General features: G+C 60.8%; 15 protein-coding genes and 2 pseudogenes. 8 read left to right on the top strand and 9 right to left on the bottom strand.

Translation table 11 applies throughout. From position 1 onward, the window contains the following. Positions 1-749 (top strand): site-specific integrase (locus ACWGS9_RS31780; protein WP_454508952.1); only part of this gene is annotated, 749 nt, incomplete at its 5' end. 33 nt (positions 750-782) lie between these two features. Here ACWGS9_RS31780 and repC read toward each other — a convergent pair. The 4 genes from repC to ACWGS9_RS31760 form a co-directional block, all read right to left on the bottom strand. Beyond that, positions 783-2,117 carry a plasmid replication protein RepC gene (gene repC / locus ACWGS9_RS31775; RefSeq protein ID WP_454508951.1) on the bottom strand — a complete coding sequence of 445 codons (1,335 nt, stop codon included), beginning with the start codon at positions 2,115-2,117 and terminating at the stop codon, positions 783-785. A 166-nt stretch (positions 2,118-2,283) separates the two neighbouring features. Beyond that, positions 2,284-3,294 carry a plasmid partitioning protein RepB gene (gene repB, locus ACWGS9_RS31770; protein WP_454508950.1) on the bottom strand — a complete coding sequence of 337 codons (1,011 nt, stop codon included), beginning with the start codon at positions 3,292-3,294 and terminating at the stop codon, positions 2,284-2,286. A 2-nt stretch (positions 3,295-3,296) separates the two neighbouring features. Further along, positions 3,297-4,499, bottom strand: coding sequence for a plasmid partitioning protein RepA (gene repA / locus ACWGS9_RS31765; protein ID WP_454508949.1), 1,203 nt, complete (start codon positions 4,497-4,499; stop codon positions 3,297-3,299). 1,812 nt (positions 4,500-6,311) lie between these two features. Beyond that, a complete protein-coding gene (locus ACWGS9_RS31760) occupies positions 6,312-7,514 on the bottom strand; it encodes a site-specific integrase (RefSeq protein WP_454508948.1) in 1,203 nt (400 codons plus the stop codon). A 126-nt stretch (positions 7,515-7,640) separates the two neighbouring features. On the opposite strand from ACWGS9_RS31760, the gene ACWGS9_RS31755 reads away from it, so the two are divergent. From ACWGS9_RS31755 to ACWGS9_RS31745, 3 genes and pseudogenes are all read left to right on the top strand, one after another. Continuing rightward, the gene (locus ACWGS9_RS31755; RefSeq protein ID WP_454508947.1) at positions 7,641-8,597 is read left to right on the top strand and encodes a DUF1403 family protein; all 957 of its coding nucleotides are present in this window, start codon (positions 7,641-7,643) and stop codon (positions 8,595-8,597) included. Between the two features lie 2 nt (positions 8,598-8,599). Further along, positions 8,600-8,719 (top strand): annotated as a pseudogene (locus ACWGS9_RS31750) (SMC-Scp complex subunit ScpB); the annotation flags it as partial. A gap of 201 nt (positions 8,720-8,920) precedes the next feature. Then, complete coding sequence (locus tag ACWGS9_RS31745) at positions 8,921-9,523, top strand: hypothetical protein (protein ID WP_454508946.1); 603 nt, start codon at positions 8,921-8,923, stop codon at positions 9,521-9,523. A gap of 531 nt (positions 9,524-10,054) precedes the next feature. Here the strand turns inward: ACWGS9_RS31745 and ACWGS9_RS31740 are convergent. Then, positions 10,055-10,930, bottom strand: a complete 876-nt coding sequence (locus ACWGS9_RS31740) for an ATP-dependent DNA ligase (RefSeq protein WP_454508954.1) — start codon at positions 10,928-10,930, stop codon at positions 10,055-10,057. A 133-nt stretch (positions 10,931-11,063) separates the two neighbouring features. Here ACWGS9_RS31740 and ACWGS9_RS31735 point away from each other — a divergent pair, with 133 nt between their 5' ends. The 3 genes from ACWGS9_RS31735 to ACWGS9_RS31725 all read left to right on the top strand — a co-directional run bounded on the left by ACWGS9_RS31735 (position 11,064) and on the right by ACWGS9_RS31725 (position 12,723). Beyond that, positions 11,064-11,465 carry a DUF3606 domain-containing protein gene (locus ACWGS9_RS31735; protein WP_454508945.1) on the top strand — a complete coding sequence of 134 codons (402 nt, stop codon included), beginning with the start codon at positions 11,064-11,066 and terminating at the stop codon, positions 11,463-11,465. Positions 11,466-11,492: 27 nt separating this feature from the next. Beyond that, positions 11,493-11,774: a hypothetical protein gene (locus tag ACWGS9_RS31730; RefSeq protein WP_454508944.1), complete on the top strand. Its 282-nt coding sequence runs from the start codon at positions 11,493-11,495 to the stop codon at positions 11,772-11,774. A 295-nt stretch (positions 11,775-12,069) separates the two neighbouring features. After that, a complete protein-coding gene (locus ACWGS9_RS31725) occupies positions 12,070-12,723 on the top strand; it encodes a thermonuclease family protein (RefSeq protein ID WP_454508943.1) in 654 nt (217 codons plus the stop codon). A 214-nt stretch (positions 12,724-12,937) separates the two neighbouring features. On the opposite strand, the gene ACWGS9_RS31720 is transcribed toward ACWGS9_RS31725, so the two are convergent. From ACWGS9_RS31720 to ACWGS9_RS31705, 4 genes and pseudogenes are all read right to left on the bottom strand, one after another. Next, positions 12,938-14,584, bottom strand: coding sequence for an MFS transporter (locus ACWGS9_RS31720; protein ID WP_454508942.1), 1,647 nt, complete (start codon positions 14,582-14,584; stop codon positions 12,938-12,940). 343 nt (positions 14,585-14,927) lie between these two features. Continuing rightward, positions 14,928-15,116: a hypothetical protein gene (locus ACWGS9_RS31715; protein WP_454508941.1), complete on the bottom strand. Its 189-nt coding sequence runs from the start codon at positions 15,114-15,116 to the stop codon at positions 14,928-14,930. Positions 15,117-15,928: 812 nt separating this feature from the next. Then, positions 15,929-16,157, bottom strand: a pseudogene (locus ACWGS9_RS31710) (hypothetical protein); the annotation flags it as partial. Between the two features lie 500 nt (positions 16,158-16,657). Further along, a complete protein-coding gene (locus tag ACWGS9_RS31705) occupies positions 16,658-16,795 on the bottom strand; it encodes a hypothetical protein (RefSeq protein ID WP_454508940.1) in 138 nt (45 codons plus the stop codon). Between the two features lie 745 nt (positions 16,796-17,540). On the opposite strand from ACWGS9_RS31705, the gene ACWGS9_RS31700 reads away from it, so the two are divergent. Continuing rightward, on the top strand, positions 17,541-18,752 hold the full coding sequence (locus ACWGS9_RS31700; RefSeq protein WP_454508953.1) for an MFS transporter: 1,212 nt from the start codon (positions 17,541-17,543) through the stop codon (positions 18,750-18,752). Positions 18,753-19,112 lie beyond the last annotated feature (360 nt).

Raw genomic sequence — 19,112 nt, 5'->3', positions numbered from 1 at the left:
GGCTGTCGAGCTGGTCGACCTTGACCCGATGGCGCGGGCTGCGGGGAAATTTTGCCGCCCCGGGCCTGCAGAGCGCCATAAAACTGGCGGTGCGCGCCAGCGCACGGCCACGCGGCCGCAAGAGCAAGCGGGCGGTGACCGCCGATATTTTGTCCGCCCTGCTGAACGCCTGCGCCGGCGACAAACTGGTCGACGTCCGCGACCGCGCCCTGCTGCTGACCGCCTTTGCCTCCGGCGGCCGCCGCCGCAGCGAGGTTTCGTCGCTGCGTGTCGAGCAGCTGGTCGAGGAACAGCCGGTGCCGGCGGACCCAAAGAATCCGGACGGCGAAAAGCTGCCATGCCTAAAAATCCGGCTCGGCCGCAGCAAGACCACCGAGGCCGATTCGGACGCCTTCGTGCTGCTCGTCGGCCGACCGGTCACGGCGCTGAGCGCATGGCTCGAGCGCGCCGCCATTGCCGATGGCGCCGTGTTTCGTGGCATCGATCGTTGGGGCAATCTCGAAAGACGGGCCGTGACGCCGCAATCGGTCAATCTGATCCTGAAGCGACGCGCCACTGAGGCCGGTCTCGACCCGACGCTGTTTTCCGCCCACGGCCTGCGCTCGGGCTTTCTGACCGAAACCGGCCGCCGCGGCATTCCGCTGACCGAGGCCATGCAGCAATCCCAGCATCGCTCGATCCAACAGGCTTCGCGCTACTACAACGACGCGGAACGGCAGCTGGGACGCGCGGCGCGGCTGATCGTCTGAGACCTGCGACGATCCAGTCCACCGTGGAACGCCTCACCGCTCCCAGCCCTTCTTTTTCATGTTCTTGCGCAGGGCGTCGCTGATCTCCACGGTAGAACCTCGATCGCCGTCGGCGGGATCTGCTCCAGACGTTTCGTTGTTGCCGGCTGCCTTGGCGTGCGCATCCAGTTTTTCGCGCAAGAGAGCCATGATCATCGGCCACACTGAGAATTTCTCGTTGCGAGCCCGCTCTGTCAGATTGCGCAAATAGCCGCCGCGGCTGGCGATCCGATCTGATCGCTGCAGGATCGCCGCCAGCGTGATCGCTGCCTTTTCCGGCCCCATGACCTCGACCGCTTCCTGCCAGGCGCTGGGGCTGATGCCCATGAACGGTCGTGCCTGTTCGGCCGCCGCAACAAAATCGCGCCAGGTTCGGATTTGCCCGTCGCGGGCCAGCGTCAATAGCTCGGGGCAGGCGTCCACCACCATGCCCAAGGGCAAATCCCGGTTTGGCAAGGCGCGTACATTGTCGGTTTTGGCGGCAACGTCGCTCGCTTCTTCTATTTCTCCTAAGTCGTGTTCAGTTTCATCGATAGATAAAATGTATGAGTTTGAATTCTGTATATGGCGCTCAGAATGGGACTCATTGGCGTCCGGATTCTGCGAATTGACGAAGGATTCCAATGTCTGATGCACGTCGACCCAAAGATCTTCCAGCTCATTGCAAATGGCCTCGATAGTCAGGCGTGCAGCCGTCCGGGGCAAGCGGGCGACGATCGCTTCATACCGGCCTAGAAAGCCTTGCCAATTGCCAGGCACGCCTTCGTTGATACCAGCCTCAATCATCTTGACGACGTCGCGACGGCAGATCGTGAGGCGCTCCTTGACCAGGCGAAGTGCCTTCCGCTCTGCCTGGACGGCAGCTGCAAGAGCCTTGAATTCCTGTGCCCGAGCAAGGATCGGTGAAAGATCGAACCCATAGGCCTGGTCGATCGCCCCGCCCTGCCCTTTTCGCGCAAATCGCTTGCCGTTCGGGCTATCACGCCGGATGATGAGGCCCGTGGCCACCAGGTTGGCCAGATGGCGCCTGAGCGTTGACTGCGGCATGCCGTTGGCGCGGCGGCCGAGCTGCTCGTTGGACGGAAACACGATCAGACCGTCTTCTGCCGCGAGCTCGTCGGCACGATGGAATGACAAGAGCGCGTTCAGGATCGCCAAGGCGCGATCGGTCGCTCCCAGCGCCTCCTTGGCCTCACGGATATCGCGGAAGACCTGCCACTTTGAAGCTCGGGCTTCCTGATCAATTTCGCTGGCCGCGAGCTGGCTTGCCAGTTGCCCAAGCGTCATCGGCCGCCGCCCAAAGGGCGTCGTTACGGTATGCGTTCCCATTTTTCCTTCCACCTATCGCTAGGCAAAAGAAATCAGCTCGCCGAAATGGCGCCACGACTCTTGACAGTGATTCGGGGAAATGCGATTCTCAGCTTGCTACAGACGTGAGAAGGGCTTCCGCGACGGTGACGTTCGGGGGCCTTTTTCTTTTGCGGTTGAGTGCTCCTTAGTCCGTTATCTTTTGGCGGAACTCGTCATAGAGTGCTTGCAGGCGCTCCCGCACGAAGCTTGCGAATTCCGGTTCAATGCGCTTGTCGAAAGCGAAGGTCATCTTGGTTTCGCTGTCGCTGATGTTGACCAGGCGCGATCCGTTGGCGGCGGTCCAAACCGTCCGGTCCGGCTTCTTGGCCGCGGTCTTGACGAGGTCGTGAATGGCCTGAAAACGCTCGTCGCTGCTACGCAAGGCGAATTCTGGATCCTGGATAGCCTTCAGGGCCCTGGCCCGCTTGCCCTTTTCCTCGAGCAGATCGGCAAGCTCGGCCCATTTCTGGCGCCCGAAGGATTCCGCGGTGCCGATCGCCTCGATGACCTCGGCGGGTAGCCGCGCGACCAGGGCAATCATCCTCGATAGCGCCGCCTTGTCGACGCCAAGCGAGGCCATGATGACATCGCGCGAGAAGCCCCTGGCTTCGAGCTTTGCCGCAAAATAGCAGCGCTCAATGTAGGAAAGGTCGCTGCGACTGTTGTTTTCCTGCCCTTGGCTGACGACGAGTTGCTCGTCTGTCAGGTCCCTGACGACAGCGCGGACCAGGCGGCCGAGTTGTCTGACCGCAGCCAGTCTCCGATGGCCGTAGGCGACCTGGTAGCGAGCATCGTTTTCAGGATGCGGGCGCACCAGGATGGGCACCTGTTGTCCATGCTCGCGGATCTGATCGACGAGAGCCGATCGTCTTTCATCGCTCACGCCCAGACGATCGACCACGATGGACTGATCGATGATGTTGGGATCGAGCTCAACGACCGCCTGCCCTTCCGACAGCTTGCGTTCGATCTCCTCGGCCCGCTGAGCGCGCGAATTGATGTTTTCGAGCGATTGCGAGATGGCGCCGACCGGCCGGCCAGGCTTGAGTGACCGATCCAGCCCCATCAGGGGCCTCACCAGGGCCGTTCTGGCGGCATCCGGCGGAGATTGCTCGCCGGTGGGTTCCGAGACTTCGAAGAGGTTCTTGCGGGCCATCGCTATTTACGTCCCCAAGTCTTGCGGATCAGCTCCTCGATTTCCCCGTTGACGAGGGTCAGGCTTTCAAGCGCACGGTCATATGTCCCGCGCGTAAACTGCCCGCGTTCAACCTCATAAAGGGTCTGCTTGGTCAGCCCGGCGTCGGAGATCGCCGTCGACTTGAGCATGGCGTTTTCGAGCACGCGATTACCGAAGATCGAGCGCATGAACCCAGCCATCTGGCTTTGCGGACCATCATTCGGCTCGAACCGAGTGACCAGATAACGCATCCAGTCATAGTCGGTGTTGCCGCCGGCGTTCTCAACGACCGAGAGCAAGTCCGAGGTCATGAGCAAGAACTGGGACATCGACATGACGTCGAGCATCTGTGGATGCACGGTAATGATGACGGCCGTGGCGGCGCACAAGGCCGACAGCGTCAGGAAGCCCAATTGCGGCGGGCAGTCGATGACGACGACATCGTAAGCGCTTTCGATCTCCGCCAGACATTCACCCAAGCGGGCAAAGAACATCGTGCCAGGCTGCCGGCTGGACAAAACCTTCGGCGTCTCGTGCTCGAACTCCATCAGCTCAAGATTGCCCGGGATGAGGTGCAGGTTGGGCGTATAGGTCGAGCGCACGATCTCCAGAATGCTGCGACATTCCTCATCGTAGCGGATCGCCCCGTAGATGGTTTCGTTGGGGCCGACATCTAGCTCAGGCTGGTGGCCGAACATCGCCGACAGGCTGGCCTGGGGATCGAGATCAATGGCAAGTACCCGGTAGCCGCGTAAGGACAGGAACTGGGCAAGATGGGCAGCCGTGGTGGTCTTGGCGCTGCCGCCCTTGAAGTTCATGACGGATAGAACCTGAAGCTTCTCCCCTGCCCTGCGATGTCGAATGTATTTTCCCTGCGCCTTCGAGTTCGCTTCATCGAGTACTTGGCGGAGCCGGTCAATATCTTCCACCGAATACAAGCGCCGCCCATTTGCCTGTGGCTGCGGACCATGCCCCTCGGCGACGATCTGGCGAAGATAGCCTTCATGGATGCCAATGAAGTCGGCGGCCTCCCCCGGCGTGAACAAGCGCATGCCCTTTTGCGATGTCGGCGGGAAAATCCTAGCCTGGTGCGCCTGCAACTGCCTTGACAGTTCCGCGGCATCCGTAGCGATGAGTTCGCGGAGGCTTTCGCCCGCGGGACTGCTTTTGCTGACCTTGTCCAACACCGGCCTCTCCTGATCTGCGCATTTTGGCAAATGGGCCACGTAAATGCGCTGATCAGGATGGACTGATTCTGGACCGCCGACAAACGCTTTTTGGTTACCAAAAGGTTAACGCAGCCACGCTGCTAAGCGAGTCGCGATCCGCTATCAAATTCTTAAAGCATCAAGGCGGAGCACTACTTTGTCGGCTGGTAATTTGTTGGATCAACATCGATAGCATTGTATTGGTGGCCTATTGCTCCAGCGCTGGGGAATGAAATTCGGGTGACATCGATGGACCGCTCGCTATCGGCCCCCCGACGCTCTCCTTGACAGCGACACTGATCATTCGCGCCGTTGTACGTGTGCAACTTTGTCGGGTCCGCCAGGCGGCTATGGCAATTGGAATTTTCTGGTGATGTGTTGCGTCAGAGTTCGATCGCTTCGTAGGTATCATGAATTGACGTCAAAGGGAGCGGCGGTGCTTCTGGAACGGGTGACAATGCCGTCGAGATCGTACGTACGTTGCGACTGCATCAGAAAGGCTAATCCTTCTTGGCGCTCAGGTTGCTGGGTGCGACCAAGTTAGCGCGCGAGTTATAGGGCGCAATCCCGGCGCATTGTGTCCCTTGTACGAGTGGAACTCCTCTGTCCAGGCGTTCGTGTCAATTGTCTCCGCTAAGACCTCCCAGCGCCCGACGAACCGCGCCGAGAGCTTCTTCGAAGACGGTGAAAGGGAGGCCTTATGGAATACCACGCGCCCTCATTTCGCATTAGTTGTACATGTGCGATTTCGTCATAGCGACACCTGCTCACGACTTTTATGCGCGACGGAGCGGCTCGTCTATGCCCGTGTATGAAACGCTCTCGTTCGCGGTGCGAAAAATTCGGCAAGCTGGCGATCTTGCCGCGGCATCTGCGCCCAGCATGAACCTCGCCCCACGGCGGCACCGAAGTTCTACACGGTCAACCTGGCTTCTACCCCGAAGCCGACGGCCTGGATCACCATTCAATCCGCTGTTCACGGGTCACGCTTAGGTCCAGTACCCACCTCAAGCACCCTTACGTTGGTCAGCCGGCGCATGTTTCCTCGGGGACGACGGCCGCCCTATGGCCTCCATGTCGGAGCCTATTCCCCTCTGCCCAAAGACGCAGGCATGGAGAGCCATCCCCTAAAAAGTCGGGCGTCCAGGCGGCGCGCCGCATGCAAGCCACTCTGGGTCAGACCAGGTCACGCCAGCTATCGACAACACCCGGGCGACATGCCGTGCACAGAGCAGAAACCCTCTGCCGACGGCCCCACGATTCCCACACAATTGGTGGCTGGCTGCGATCCGCCGATCGTTGTGCGGAACGATTGAGTCCAAAACGGGCAGGGGATAGCCGCCTGGTCGAGCGAGCTGATCGGCGATCCGGATCGTCCACTCTCCAGGCTTCCAAGTTGCACATGTACAACTACCGGTCTCGCGATCATTTGGCAGCCATCCGGGTCTCTACTTGCGCCCCCAGAAGGGCTAGACATTGGAGGAAAGTTGCACATGTACAACCAAACCTCGCGAGTGCTTGCTATCCTACCGCGGACCACCCTTCATGCAGGACGCGAGATGGTAACCACAACAGCAAGAGGGTCGGCGTGCTGACAGCCGAGAGAAACTTGATTCGAGCGCCAAACCGCTGTTAACCTTAACAAGCCCTTAGGGAGCTAGCTGCATGAGTTTCGGCCATGGTGTCTTCTCTTCGTGCCTCGAGAGGGGAGGGAAGGCGACCATGCGGCGCTCGATCATCCTCCCAATTATGAATTAACGATTTCCGGAGAGCTTATAGAGACGAGCGTCACAGTCCACTCGCCCTCGTGAGGTTCACCCTAAAGCGATCGCGCCGGCGCTGGCATCTGCGCGTCATCTCGGCAGAGGCGTGGCCGAGCTGCTTCTGCACAAAACGCTCATCGATCTCGGCCGAGGAGGCGAGGCCGGCTCGCAGCGAGTGCCCCGAAAACATCTGTCCGCGCTCGCCTTCCGACCGATCACCACGTAACCCGGCGGCCAAAGCCGTCCGCTTGACCAGACGAGCAACTTCCTGATCGTGGAGGCGATCCGCGCCGACGGCCTTGCCCTGACCGGTGACACGCCGAAACAGCGGCCCGTGTGTGATACGCGCGAGCTTCAACCAAGTCTCCAGCGCCACGACCGGGCAGGTGCCGTCGGACGAGCCGCGGCCGACTTCGACCTCGCGCCAGCCGGTCTTGCCGCGCAGGGAGACGAGCATACCCTTGTCGAGGATCTCGACCCAGCCGCCGCCGTCCTCGGTCTGGTCGCGGCCGCAATCAAGGCCGACGACCTCGGAACGGCGGAGTCCTCCGGCAAAGCCGAGCAGCAGCATTGCCCGGTCCCTCAGGCCGCGCAGGATGCCGCGGTCGAGCGTTTCCAGCATGGCGATCAGATCCTCGGGCAACACCGCCTCCTTCTGGCGGGGCGGGGCGGCGTGGGTGTTGCGGATGCCGGCCATGACCGTGGCGATGTGGCGGTCCTTCCGGTCGAGCGGCTGGCCGCGTTGCGCATAATTCCAGGTCAGCGAGGAAAGCCGACGTTCGATCGTCGACACGGCGTTCGGCTTCTTGTCGCCAGTGACTGCACCTGACGCGCAGGCCGTGATGTAGAGGCCGACGACATGGGGATCGGGCGGCAACATCTCGACGCCCTGGCGCCGGCACCAGCTCGCAAAATGCTTCCAGTCGGCGGCGTAGGCGCGGCGCGTGTTGGCCGAACTAGCAGCCTCGACATAATCGCGGGCGCGGCCGGCGAGCGCGTCGAGATGCGCCGGTAGGCGGGAATTCGAGACGGCCGGAAGAGGGGAGGTGGTTTCGGCCGGCGGCTCCTCCGGCGCGCGACTCATCGCCATGACGACGTCGACGATGTCCGGCAGGTCGTCGGCCGAGCCTGCCGGGCCGATCTGGTCGACACCCGGCGGCGTTTCCTGTGATCGAGCGGAGCATGCTATAGCCCACTTTTCGGGGTTTTGATCGGCGACAGAGGCCATTTTCCGACTAGAGCGTAAAACGAACGATAATGCAACATTATCGTTCATTATGTGTTGCCGACAGGCTGTGCGTTTTCGTGCAAAACTGATGGCGCTAAGCGCACAGCCACTTTACCCTCCAAAACCATGATTCGTCTCGACCCCGCGACCGCCAGTCCCGCCACGCCGCCGGCCGTGCCGGCCTGGGCGCTCGCGCCCGGCCGCGACACCGGCGACGCCGAAGCTGCCTTCCGGGCCGGCGCCGCGTTGAGCGCGCTCGACGGGCTTGCTCGAGTGCAGCCTGCCTGGGCCAGCGCCTGGCGGCAGCGGCTGGCGCTGAAATGCGCCGGCGCCAGCATGCGGCTCGCTGGCCGCGCGGAGGACGAGGCGGCCTTGCGCGACGCCTGGCACCTGTGCCCGGCCGGCGCCGATCCCGGCCCCGCCGGCGCCATTTTTGGCGCCTGGCGGCAGTTGGCGCTGCAGCCGCCAATCGCCAGCGCCGATCGGCTCGAAAGGATCGTCGACCAGCTGGGACTCCATTGGGATGCCACGGCGCTGGCACCGCTTTGCACGGAGATCGAAAAGCTGGCGGCGTCGGAGCGGCCGGCGCCGTTCGCCGCCGCGGCGATCGCCGCTCACGTCGTCACCATGCGGCCCGACTCCGAGCTTTTGGCCTGGTGGCTCGCCGACCTGGTGCTGGCGCAAAGCCTGCGCTGGCCGCGGCCGCTGCCGCTCCTGATGGCCCAGGCTTTTGCTCCGGCTTTTCGCACGGCGGCCGGCGCCAGCCGGCGAACAAAGCCGGGGGAACAAAACTTTGAGCGCGCGGTCTGCCTAGCGCTGGTTCAGGGAGCGACCGAGGCCTGCCGGCTGGCCGCCGAGCTGTCGCGTCGCGCCGAAAAACTTCTGACGGTGGCGCCGAAACTGCGCGCTAAGGGCGCCGGCGACGTGATTTTTTTGCTCCTGAATGAAGATGCCGTCCCTGGCACGCTGACGACAAAGAACCTGTCGCGCTTTGCGGCGCGACGCCTGTTCGAGCGGCTGCAACAACTCGAGGCCGTGCGCGAGCTGCCGGGCCGCGCCACCTTCCGGCTATTTGGGCTGTAGCGATGAGCCAAGCGTCCGTCCGCCGCAAGCCAGACGAGCAGCCGGCGCTGCTGGACACCGAGCTCGAGCACCTGCCGCCAGAGCTGCGCTGGCGCGAATGGATGGGCCGCGTCGAAGCGGTGACCCATCATCCGCATCTATGCGACATCGCCAAGGCGGTCATTCCTAAGGTCGCCATCCACAAGCTTGGGTAATTCAAACGGCGTCGTTTGACGAGCCGCCGAGCTTTCTTGGCGGATCAGATCGCTTAATACTCCTCGGCACTAGACTGCCGGCGAACGACTTTAGAAGGCTTCGAAATGACCGATACCTAAGAAGACGTAATGAGAGAAGATTTCTATGAGAGATTGACTAAGGAGATCATAGACGACAATCGAGAAAGCATCATTGGCGAATTTGCGCTGGAGCGATCTCGCTCATACTATCTGTCAAATCCGGATTTGGATATTGTCGCTTTGGACGTCCTCGAAGAGGCTGAAAAACTCCTCTCAGTGAGCCCCAGCGCCTCGATAATATTCTCCTATTCATGCATCGAAATGACCATCCGGGATGTTCTCTTGAAGCCGATAGCGCACGGCCTCGTTCACGACGAGAAATTCAGCGAACTCGTCGCGGAGCTCGTTGTCGGAAATAGACACCTGCATAAGCTGCTTTTTCACATCCTCGAAGAGGCCGGCCATATCGACCTTAATCTTTTACACAGGTCGAAAACGGCGAAGAAGAACATTTGGGCCGAGAAGGAAGACGTCCGGCAACTCAGAGACGAAATCGTCCACCGAGGCGCTAAGGCAACTGAGCGCGAAGGTCGCATTCGAACTGGCGTCCTTTTTCCTCAAGCGGCTCTTTCCAGGCATGCAGCGCTACTACCTCACTTTGGACCGCTGAGCCTCCAAGCACGAGCCATGACGCTTTTCGGGTCGCTATAAAAAATGGGAATGTTCTCTGCTTCGCCTACGGCTCGAACATGCTCACGGAGCGGCTATCGTACGAAGTGGACGTCGGTTTTCGCCAACAGGAACAAAGCCTCCCTCTGCGCGTATTCGATCTACGGTTCCGGCGCCGGCCGAATGGGGTAGCTGATGGCAGTTCGCAAAAGACGTCGCGTCCGAAAGGCAGCCTTCCCTTACGGCGACTTGCTGTTGGCACCTGCCGTCGTGGCTATGCGCCTTCCCATCATTGCTTTGGATGCAAGTAGCAAGGCCCCGAAAGGGGCCGAGGCAATATTGGCGGTGACAGAAAAGACAATAGCATTCGCCCAACGAGCGGCGGCTGCGCAAGCGGCTATCGTCAGTTCAGCTCTACGGTTCTGGGCCGGAGATTTTATCGGGTCGAAGCCCTTCGCTCGTAAACGGCGATGGATTAGAAAAAGCCGTCACGGCCGCACTTAGGCCTGGGCCGCAGGGTCAGGGTCAGGGTCAATTTTGAGCGGCTTTCAAAGCCGACCGGACATACCACGCCTATTCGTCCCAAAAGTCTATCAGTGAGGCGTGGCGAAGCTTCTCCTCGCCCTTAAGGCACTTCACCCGGCCCACCAGGCCCGGCTTCAGCCATTCGGCTTTCTCTTTCACCAGTCCCTGCGGCGGAGGAGCGCCGGCCTTGGCCTGGACGCGCTCCCAAAATCGCTGTCGCTTGTCGGCTTTGAACGTCACGAAGGCGTAACCCATGTATCGACCGTTCTCCGCCAGCAGCACCATCGCCAGTTTGCCCGTCTCGCGCTTCACGCCGATGATGTCCATAACTTTCTCGATGTAGCACTTGATCTTACGCCAGTTCATCGTCGACCCGCTGCGGTAGATACCGTCCAGCCGCTTCGACACGATACCCTCCCACCCCGCTTCGCAAGCCAGGCAGTAGACCGCGTCACCGGTGCCCGGCAAAGACTCGCTGAATTGGATGTGCCCGCCGGCCGGAACAAGCGCCTGTAGGATCTCGCGGCGGTCGCTCAGCGCCATGTCGCGCAGATCGTGGCCGTTCAGGTGCAGCAGATCGAACGCAACCAGATAGAGATCTTGGGGGCGCTTGGTAATTGCCGAGCGCAACGCGTGGAAGTCGGAAAGCCCGGCTTCGTTGGTCACGATCACCTCGCAGTCGAGGGTGAAACTCTCTGCTCCGATCGACTCGGCCTCCTCGGCGAGCGGCCGGTATTTCGCGGTCCAGTCGATCCCGGATTTCGTGAAGAAGCGAATTCCGCCGGCATCCTTGACGACCTGGGTGCGGTAGCCGTCGAATTTGACTTCGTGGCTCCAGCCTTCGCCGATGGGCGGCGGCTCGACGAGCTCGGGCTCCATCGGACGAATGAAGGATAGCCGGACGCGGCCGGCAGGCTTACGCATCGAAAACCCACGCGCGACAACCGAATTTGATTCAATATCGCACAGGCGCAAGCGTTCCGTTAGCGACTGCTGGAAAGCGGAGAGGAACAATTGCGCTTGGCCGCTGTTCTTTCTGCTCTCAGGAGGAACCGCCATGGCCGATGACAAAACCAAACGCGATTTCCGGGACCGCGATCGCGTCTCAGCCGATGAGGACTATGAGGTGCGCTATTTCGCCAAGCAGCACCGGCTGACGCCCGAGCAGGTTCGGGAACTGATCGGCAAGCATGGCAATAACCGCAAAACCTTGGAACGGGAGGCCAGAAATTGCGCGGGTGACAAACGTTCGGACATTGCCCGACGATCACCAACTGCCGACACGCTGGCGACCTCCCGGAACACAGGTACTGCAATGATTGCAAGAAATACCGATGGCCGTCGGGCGGGCTCATTTCGCGGTGAATCTCTAGCACCGCGAAGCACGAGCCGCTTGACCGGAAAGCGTGTCTCAGATTGTTTCTTGGGGCGCGGAACGAAATTCGCACATCGAAGTTAGCAGGCGCTGCTTACAGGGACAAACGCGATGCTGCTTGCTGTGAATGACGCGGTGTCGACGGCTGTTTTGGCCGGCAGAGGCGGAGACGCCGAAATCTTCGGCGTGATCGATCTCACCAGCAAAATTGAAACCAGGATCGGCGCCATCAGCCTAGGGCGCGCTATTCAGTTCGTTGCGAATGCATCGGTGCTCGGCTACGATGTTCGTGGTGCAATGGTCTTATATGGGGAACCAGGAACGCCGAGCTTGAGGGTGTGGGACTGTGAACACCTTTGGGCGCAATACGGTGGCGCACTTCTCCAACCATAATGCGAAATGACACCTCGAACTTTATAAGTCTTCCGGTGCATTTGCAGCGCAGCGCAATATAGTTGCACTAAGAGCGCCGCTGGACTTTAATCGTCTTTAAGGGCATCCTCCCGGGTGGGGGAATGGGCTTGTACAAATCTCGACATACAATCGATCTGACCGATGGCTGAAGCGCAGCGGCGCCAGGCGCTCGCGCGTCCGACGCTGGGCAAGCGCGCCAGGGCGCCTGATCGTCGTCACTGTCGCCGCGGCTGGCGCGCTTGCCGCCCAAACGGCCATCCAGCACAGCGACAGCTTGCCGGAAATCAATGCGTCGAACTGGTTGGGACCGAAGCCGCAGCCGATCACCGGCGTCGCGTCCGTCATCGACGGCGACACGATCGAAGTCCATGGACAGCGGATCCGCTTCAACGGCATCGACGCGCCGGAGAGCGGACAATATTGTGACGCCTTCGAATATCCCTGCGGCCGGCGATCGGCGGAAGCGTTGGATAGGTTCCTGGCCGCCTCGAGGCCGGTGCAGTGCACCTTCGTGACATGGGATCGTTATCACCGCTACGTCGGCGACTGCCGGCGCGCCGACGGCGCCAGTGTGGCGGCGTGGATGGTCGAGCACGGCCAGGCGCTTGATTGGCCGCGCTACAGCCGCGGCGCCTACGCAGCGCAGCAGGCGAGGGCTGAAGCGGCGAAGGTCGGTCTGTGGGTCGGGAAGTTTGAAGCGCCCTGGGACTGGCGCGCATCGCATTCGGATGGCGCCGCGCCGCCAAGCCAGCCGCACGGCATCGTCAGCCGGCCGCTGGTCGCGCAGAGCGGCTATTCTTGCGAGCCGCGGCGGACGTGCAAGCAGATCAGTTCCTGCGACGAGGCCCAATGGTATCTGCAGAACTGCTCATGGGGCCGGAAGCTCGATCGGGACGGCGACGGCGTGGCTTGCGAGACGCTTTGTTAGGCGACAGTCGCACTGATCGAAGGAAGGCCAATAACTTGGCAGTCGCACTCTTCGGTAGCGGTCAGTTTCGGACCGACCTGCCCAGGACATCAACTCGTATCTGAACTCGCTGTACGGAGATGATCACTGGCCCAGAAAACGCCCGCGACTGCCCCTCGCTTGAATACATTAAAGGGCCGTTGCCCCAATCGTTCGTGCCGCAGAGACCAGGCGCTTAGGGGCGCGACACGAACGGCACGGGCTGGACTTCGCTGCCGGAGGCCGGGCTGGTCGACCGCTCGATCGAAAGCGAGACATGGGGAGGCGCCTCATCAGACTGCAGAGCGGCGAGGCGCTCGTCGAGCTCCCTGTCAGCCACGGTGAGTCGATGGTTCAAACGAAGATAATCGGTCCAGGTCGGCACGCGGAATGTCTCGGTCCAAAGCGCGGGCTTCTGAAGGTTTCGCTGCAGCGTCCAATTGCGCGCGCCGGCGCGGCTCTGAACGCGCCGCCTCTCGCGCATGCAGCGCAGAAATGCCGCGATGTTGGTTTCGGGAATCAGATACTCGACCTTGACCACGATCGGACCGCTCCTTGGCCGTAGAGTGAGGGCCAGTTCGGGCGGGATGAAGTCGGCGGCCCCTTGGTCGGATTCTTCCCAAACTTCGATGGGCAGCACCTTTCCCGCCGCAGCAACCAGCAACAGCGCCACTGCAGCGCCTTCGAATGCCCATGTCAGGGAATGGTTCTGCGCGACAGCACCCCAGATCCAGCTGCCGGCCGCCATGCCGCCATAAGTCAAGGCATAGTAGATCGACAGCGTGCGACCGACGACCCACCTTGGGCTTGCTAACTGCACACACACGTCGGTTCCCGTCCAGGTGACAACCCAGCCTGCACTACCGATGGCAAGCGCGACCGCCGCTACAGCAACCGACGATGTGAGCGCCAGCAAAAGGCAACATGCCGCGCAGGCAACGGATGCGAGCGTGACCAGTCGCTCTTGCGAGGTGATGCGTCTCAAGTAGCCATTGCACAGTCCGGCGACGAAGGCGCCTGCGCCGAAGCCGGCCAGCAGGACGCCGTAGACGAGGGGGCCGCCTGCCAGCTGATCGCGCACGAGGAGCGGGAGCAGAGCCAGGATCGAGATGCTCGACAGCCCAAACAGGGTTGCACGCGCGATCGCGAAGCGGATTTCCGAGGAGATCGCCGTGAAGCGCATGCCATCGCGGATGGCCGTCATCATCCGTTCGCGCGGAAGCGGCGAAGAGCGCACGTGCCATTTGGAGCGCAGGACGGCGCTCAATGGAACGAGGTCGCTGAGCGCCGCCAAGCCGAAAGCGGTCAGAGGTCCGAGAAGCGCCAGAATAACGCCGCCCAGCGCCGGTCCTATGCTTCGAACAACGTTGTAACCGACCGACATCAGCGTCACGGCAGCGGGTATGTCCCGCTTTTCGAGAATATCGCCAACGGAGGCATGCCAGGCGGGATCATTTAGGGCAAAGCCGCACCCGGCCAGAAAGCTGAGACCCAAGATCAGCCACGGATTGACAAAGCCCAGCGCCACAGAGAGAGCCAGCGTGGAGGACGCCAATGCGATCAGGCAGTGCCCGGCAAGCATCACTCCGCGGCGGCTGAGACTGTCGGCAATGGCCCCGGCCAGGACTGACAGAAAGAACGCGGGCAGCGTCGAGGCAGCCTGCACCAGCGCAACCATCAGATCGGAAGCTGGAATGGTGGCCATGAGCCAGCCGATCGCCACGCTCTGGACAAGCCAGCCAAGGCTGGAAATCTGCGTGGCTGTCCAGATCGAACGAAAGATCGGATTGTTGAGAGGGATCAGTGTGGTCGCCGCAAAGGGCGAGGAATTTTCAGGGCGCATGACGTTCTCAACCTCCCTCACCTGCTAACAGCTGGGCCTTTAGGCCACGCAGCTGCATCACAACTAAGTTCCGTTATCGCGCTCTCGACACAGGAGATGTCGCACCGCCGTGCCGATGCGCGTAATGGCGCCAATTGGGTGTAAGCTGGTCGGGGTCGCGCAGCCCGAGGGGTGCGGTCAATTCTGCCCTGCAATCTCAGCTTTGGATTGTGCTACCGCGTCGACGGCCTGCTTGTCAAACGGTCGCAGGGGAGGCGGCAACATGGGTTGGATCCGCGGCGAAGAAAGGCTTCAGGCGTGCCCACGGTCTGCGACTGGCCCGCCTCTCACGGGCGAGCCGTTCTCATCCTTTCGCAGCACCGGATAAAATCAGTGAGGTTGAATAGCATTTCGGCCGCTCAGCGACTTCTTGCTCTCTTCGATCTGTCGGTTCCGCCTTCACGAGCATCATGATCTTCGCGGCCAAGGCCTCACGTTCGGGGCTGTCGGGCGGGAAATGGCCGCCCAGCTCCGCGAGCGCCTTGCTGAGCATTTCCAGTTGTTCTGGATGTGCCAAAACCATGGTGCGACATGGCGACCTCCCACAAAGCGCCTCAAGGCATTCATTATGTCGCCTTCCTATTGTCGCAGAGCGCGCGTGAACCTAACAAGGTGTTCGTAGAGAGGCCGAGTTATCGGGGGCAGGGCAAGACGGTTTTTGCTTTATTCCTGCCGCGCGACACTTGTGCGCTGGTACAAGCTCGTTCCGCTTCTGTTCAGGCATGATGGGCTGTTTCGCTGTGCCACCATCGCCATTGTTCTGCCTTTGATCCCGACGAGTGTCAGCATCGGTCAGGGTTGCTATGAACGGCACCGCCTCGCCGACGACCAGAGAGCACGCCTTACGGCTCGCATGCCCTATGAGGGCAAGCTCTTTCGGGCCTTGAACGCCCTTGTGCCCGCGAGCCACTGTCGGGGGCGTGGGCGGAGAGTTCTATGGCGGCCGGTTCAATCCCACGGGCGTGCCGGCACTCTATAGTCCATCGACCGGCGTTGCGAGAAGCCAACCAGGTCGGCACCTGCAGCCGATCACGCTCGTCACTTACGACGCGAAGCTCGACTAAATTTTTTCGATTGCCGAGACTCGGCGGCGCTTGCGGCCGAAGGAATGGATCGCCCGACAGTCGCAGACGTGACTTGGCGCGATCAAGCTCTCCGGCAAAGGCGAATTCGCCGCCATCGCAGGATTGGTCGAAGGGAGCCACCGGGCGTCGGCGAGACGCTGCCGATATTGTTCCCGGTTCTCGTCGACGCTCGACAGCGCATTTTCGAGACGGCGACCGCGCCGAGCCGCGTCATCGCTGCGATATTCGCGATACGGTGTGTCGACTGCTCGATATCGGGCTCGACATCACCGATCAGCCGTCTGACGGAATGCTGGTAGTCGATGTGGGTGGCGTGCAGTCGCTCGAGCCGTGCGATGAAGTGTCGGCAGAACAATCCGGCGGCAATGAAACGAGCTTTCTATCACGTGGCCCAGCGAGCCCTCTGCCGCGTAGGCGAAGATATCGACTTCGTCGTGCTGGTTGCCTCTCAGACGATGGGGCCGCCGTCTCGCTGGTGCGATGATGATAGTGGATTTCCTAGCACGCGGTTCCAGCCGATCCGAGCGTTGATTCGCGAACTTCATCAAGGCCTGCGGTCACTAGCGCCGCATCGACAGGCCGGACGCATGGCTCCCACCCGACCGCGCAGCATCAAAACCCTTATGCGCGAAAGGGGTGGTCCACACATGAGACACCACTCGGTCGCAGCTTTTTTTTGCCGGAGCCACCGTGCGCCCCGAAAGCAACGCGACCGCCGACAATCGATCACTGGCTCCTATTCCTCACCTGAAAGTTGCCGTCTGCAAATGCCTCTTGCTTCCGGGTCAGTTTCAATGACACCAAGCTCAGCCCACTCGAAACTGGCACGGCTGGAGAAATTTCTAAGCGCGCGCCTTTTTGCAGGCTGCGATCCACTTCATGGCGGACATGGGATCTTCCAAAATCTCGGAGCGCTTGGCAAAGTCGAGAAATTCGTGGCGTGCAGCACTCAAAGGTTTCTGCCCATCGCATGTGTCCAGGCACGGCCGGAGCGCGGCCAGGTGAACCAGTCTTGCTGATCTTCGGGCCAGTCGTTGAGGAAGTCGATAGCGTCCGCAAGATTGGCAATCTCTTGGACGATGTACATGGAACGCCTTACGACCGTCTTCCTGGGCCCATGTTCACCAAGGCGCCGGGCGAAATTCGGCGCCCCAGGCGGTCGGTGCGTTTCGGATCGGACCAGACCCAGTTCTGCTCCGAGAGAATGATGGCGTAGTCGCTGTCTGGCTCCTTAAAGACCATGCGGGCACATCCCTTGGCGTCAGCTTTGTTGATTCCGCGACGTCGAATAGTCGGCCGGGTTCTGTGCCGCGCTCTCAACTGGCTGAAATTGCGGCATGTGGCTCACTTGGCACGTTTCTTGACATGTCATCGTCGTGTGGCGGCAAGGATCCGAAGTGCTAGGCGACAGCGCGATAGATGGAACGAGGGAAAACAACCTACCAGGGCGCGATCAGACCCAAGCGGGACCGCCGCCCCTGTCGACCCCGAGCCATTCCTCGTCCGTTGCGATCTTAAAACCCGAGTTCCACCGCCTGATCCTCAACTCGAGGGCGCAGGATCTACCCCCGAGGCTGCTCGAATCGGTTGGAAATACCCTTGGTTGCAGCACCGCAAGTACAGGTCGGGTTTCAGTGCAACCTGCGAGTGACGTCAACACATGAGGCATTGCAGAAGATGCAATCAAACATTGCATGCGGGAGCCGCGAAACCAGGGCTGGATGCCTGGTCGGTCGTGCGCCGAGTGGCGAGGATGCCCGCTACGTCTCGAACGCAACGTCGAATCGAGAATCTAAAAATGAGTATCGCTGCGGAGCTGCCCGGTGAACATCATGCTCACAGACCCCCCTGCGCCGATGGGAGATGTGCCTCGTCTTCGGACACTCATTCCCGTACTCGGCATAACGCAAATACTCGCATGGGGCTCCTCGTTCTTTCTGCTAGGCGTGTTAACGCAGCCCATAGTTCGCGACACGGGGTGGCCGGAAGCCTGGATTGTAGGCGGCCTCTCGCTAGGGCTGCTAACAGCGGGCATCGTGTCACCGCCTGTCGGGGACAGCATCCAGCGTTTTGGCGGTCGCCCTGTGCTGGCCACGAGCGCCGCCTTTCTTGCTGTGGGATTAGTGGGCTTAGCTCTTTCTTCGAACCTTCTAGTCTACATACTCTCGTGGTTGGTGCTCGGTGTCGGCATGGGCGCGGGTCTCTACGATCCGGCATTCGCGACGCTCGGCCGCATATACGGCCAGCGTGCTCGAACCGCGATTGCGACGCTGACCTTGTTCGTTGGCTTCACGAGCACCTTCTGTTGGCCGCTTTCCGCCATGTTCGTCTCCGATTTCGGCTGGCGCAAGGCATGCCTGATCTATGCAGGCCTGGATATGTTCGTCCTCCTGCCAACCTACATCCTTGCGCTACCGAAGGAGCAGATAGGAGAGGTACGTGCCGTCGTTTCAAGCCATCGCAGGGATTTGGGTGAGCGTCCTGTACCAGTGGGATCTGGGGTACTGTTTACTCTAATGGCGCTCGCAATTACCGTCAGCTCGATCAGCTCTACGCTACTTTCTGTCTATTTGTTAACAATTCTTCAGGCTCGTGGCATCGGGCTTGCAGCCGCAGTTGCGCTCGGCGCGATTGTCGGGCCTTGCCAGGTCGGCGCAAGGGCGATCGACATGGCCATCAGCCGGTTCCATCATCCAATCTGGACGAAGTTTGCCTCGACAGTATTCGTCGCCATTGGGTTGGGTCTTCTGTGGGCGAACGTCACAATCGAGGCGACAGCACTCGTGTTTTACGGGGCGGGGATTGGCTTAGAGTCCATTGCCCGCGGCACGCTGCCGCTCGCCGTGTTTGGTGACGACCTTTACCCGTCGATCATGGGGCGCATCGCTATGCCTAGCCTCATCATGCAGGCTGCATCGCCTTCCTTGGGAACCCTGCTGATCACGAAGCTCGGTGCGCACGGTGCGCTTGGCGCGCTATTCGCAGTGGCGGTTATAAATGTACTGCTGGTTATAACTCTTCTCGGCGCGTTAACAGGTTGCTGAAAAAGTCGTGCACCGACTGTCAAGCAAGTCGGAATTGGAGTCCAAACGAGAATCGAAAAGCGAACAAAACAGAATCAAAGCCACGAGTCGGCCGGACCAAAAACGTTTTTCAGCATCCTGTTAAAGCGCGTCGCGACGAATGGCCCTCATCGGTAGACTTGAAGAAGCCGACTTCTATATCGGCGGCAGCCTATAACCAATGAAGCACCCAGCCGCCTTCTAAGTGGCCCGGGAGTTGCCCTCTCATGCATGCATCGTGAGTTGATAGCCTGGAGCAACCTATCTCGCCTGATCGAAACGAAGTGGACGCGCCGCCCGACGGGCCGCAAGGGGAACAAATGAAGATTAAGCGAATTAGCC

The organism is Mesorhizobium sp. Arg314 (genome assembly GCF_053714275.1).
This window is presented reverse-complemented; position numbering and strand designations above follow the sequence as displayed.

What these genes read in the sequence shown, in the direction of transcription:
- ACWGS9_RS31715 (WP_454508941.1), bottom strand. Translation starts at nt 15,116, where the DNA reads ATGCTCAGCAAGGCGCTCGCGGAGCTGGGCGGCCATTTCCCGCCCGAC.
- ACWGS9_RS31700 (WP_454508953.1), top strand. Translation starts at nt 17,541, where the DNA reads ATGCTCACAGACCCCCCTGCGCCGATGGGAGATGTGCCTCGTCTTCGG.
- ACWGS9_RS31730 (WP_454508944.1), top strand. Translation starts at nt 11,493, where the DNA reads ATGCTGCTTGCTGTGAATGACGCGGTGTCGACGGCTGTTTTGGCCGGC.
- ACWGS9_RS31740 (WP_454508954.1), bottom strand. Translation starts at nt 10,930, where the DNA reads ATGCGTAAGCCTGCCGGCCGCGTCCGGCTATCCTTCATTCGTCCGATG.
- ACWGS9_RS31760 (WP_454508948.1), bottom strand. Translation starts at nt 7,514, where the DNA reads ATGGCCTCTGTCGCCGATCAAAACCCCGAAAAGTGGGCTATAGCATGC.
- ACWGS9_RS31745 (WP_454508946.1), top strand. Translation starts at nt 8,921, where the DNA reads ATGAGAGAAGATTTCTATGAGAGATTGACTAAGGAGATCATAGACGAC.
- repB (WP_454508950.1), bottom strand. Translation starts at nt 3,294, where the DNA reads ATGGCCCGCAAGAACCTCTTCGAAGTCTCGGAACCCACCGGCGAGCAA.
- ACWGS9_RS31705 (WP_454508940.1), bottom strand. Translation starts at nt 16,795, where the DNA reads ATGTACATCGTCCAAGAGATTGCCAATCTTGCGGACGCTATCGACTTC.
- repC (WP_454508951.1), bottom strand. Translation starts at nt 2,117, where the DNA reads ATGGGAACGCATACCGTAACGACGCCCTTTGGGCGGCGGCCGATGACG.
- ACWGS9_RS31735 (WP_454508945.1), top strand. Translation starts at nt 11,064, where the DNA reads ATGGCCGATGACAAAACCAAACGCGATTTCCGGGACCGCGATCGCGTC.
- ACWGS9_RS31720 (WP_454508942.1), bottom strand. Translation starts at nt 14,584, where the DNA reads ATGCGCCCTGAAAATTCCTCGCCCTTTGCGGCGACCACACTGATCCCT.
- ACWGS9_RS31755 (WP_454508947.1), top strand. Translation starts at nt 7,641, where the DNA reads ATGATTCGTCTCGACCCCGCGACCGCCAGTCCCGCCACGCCGCCGGCC.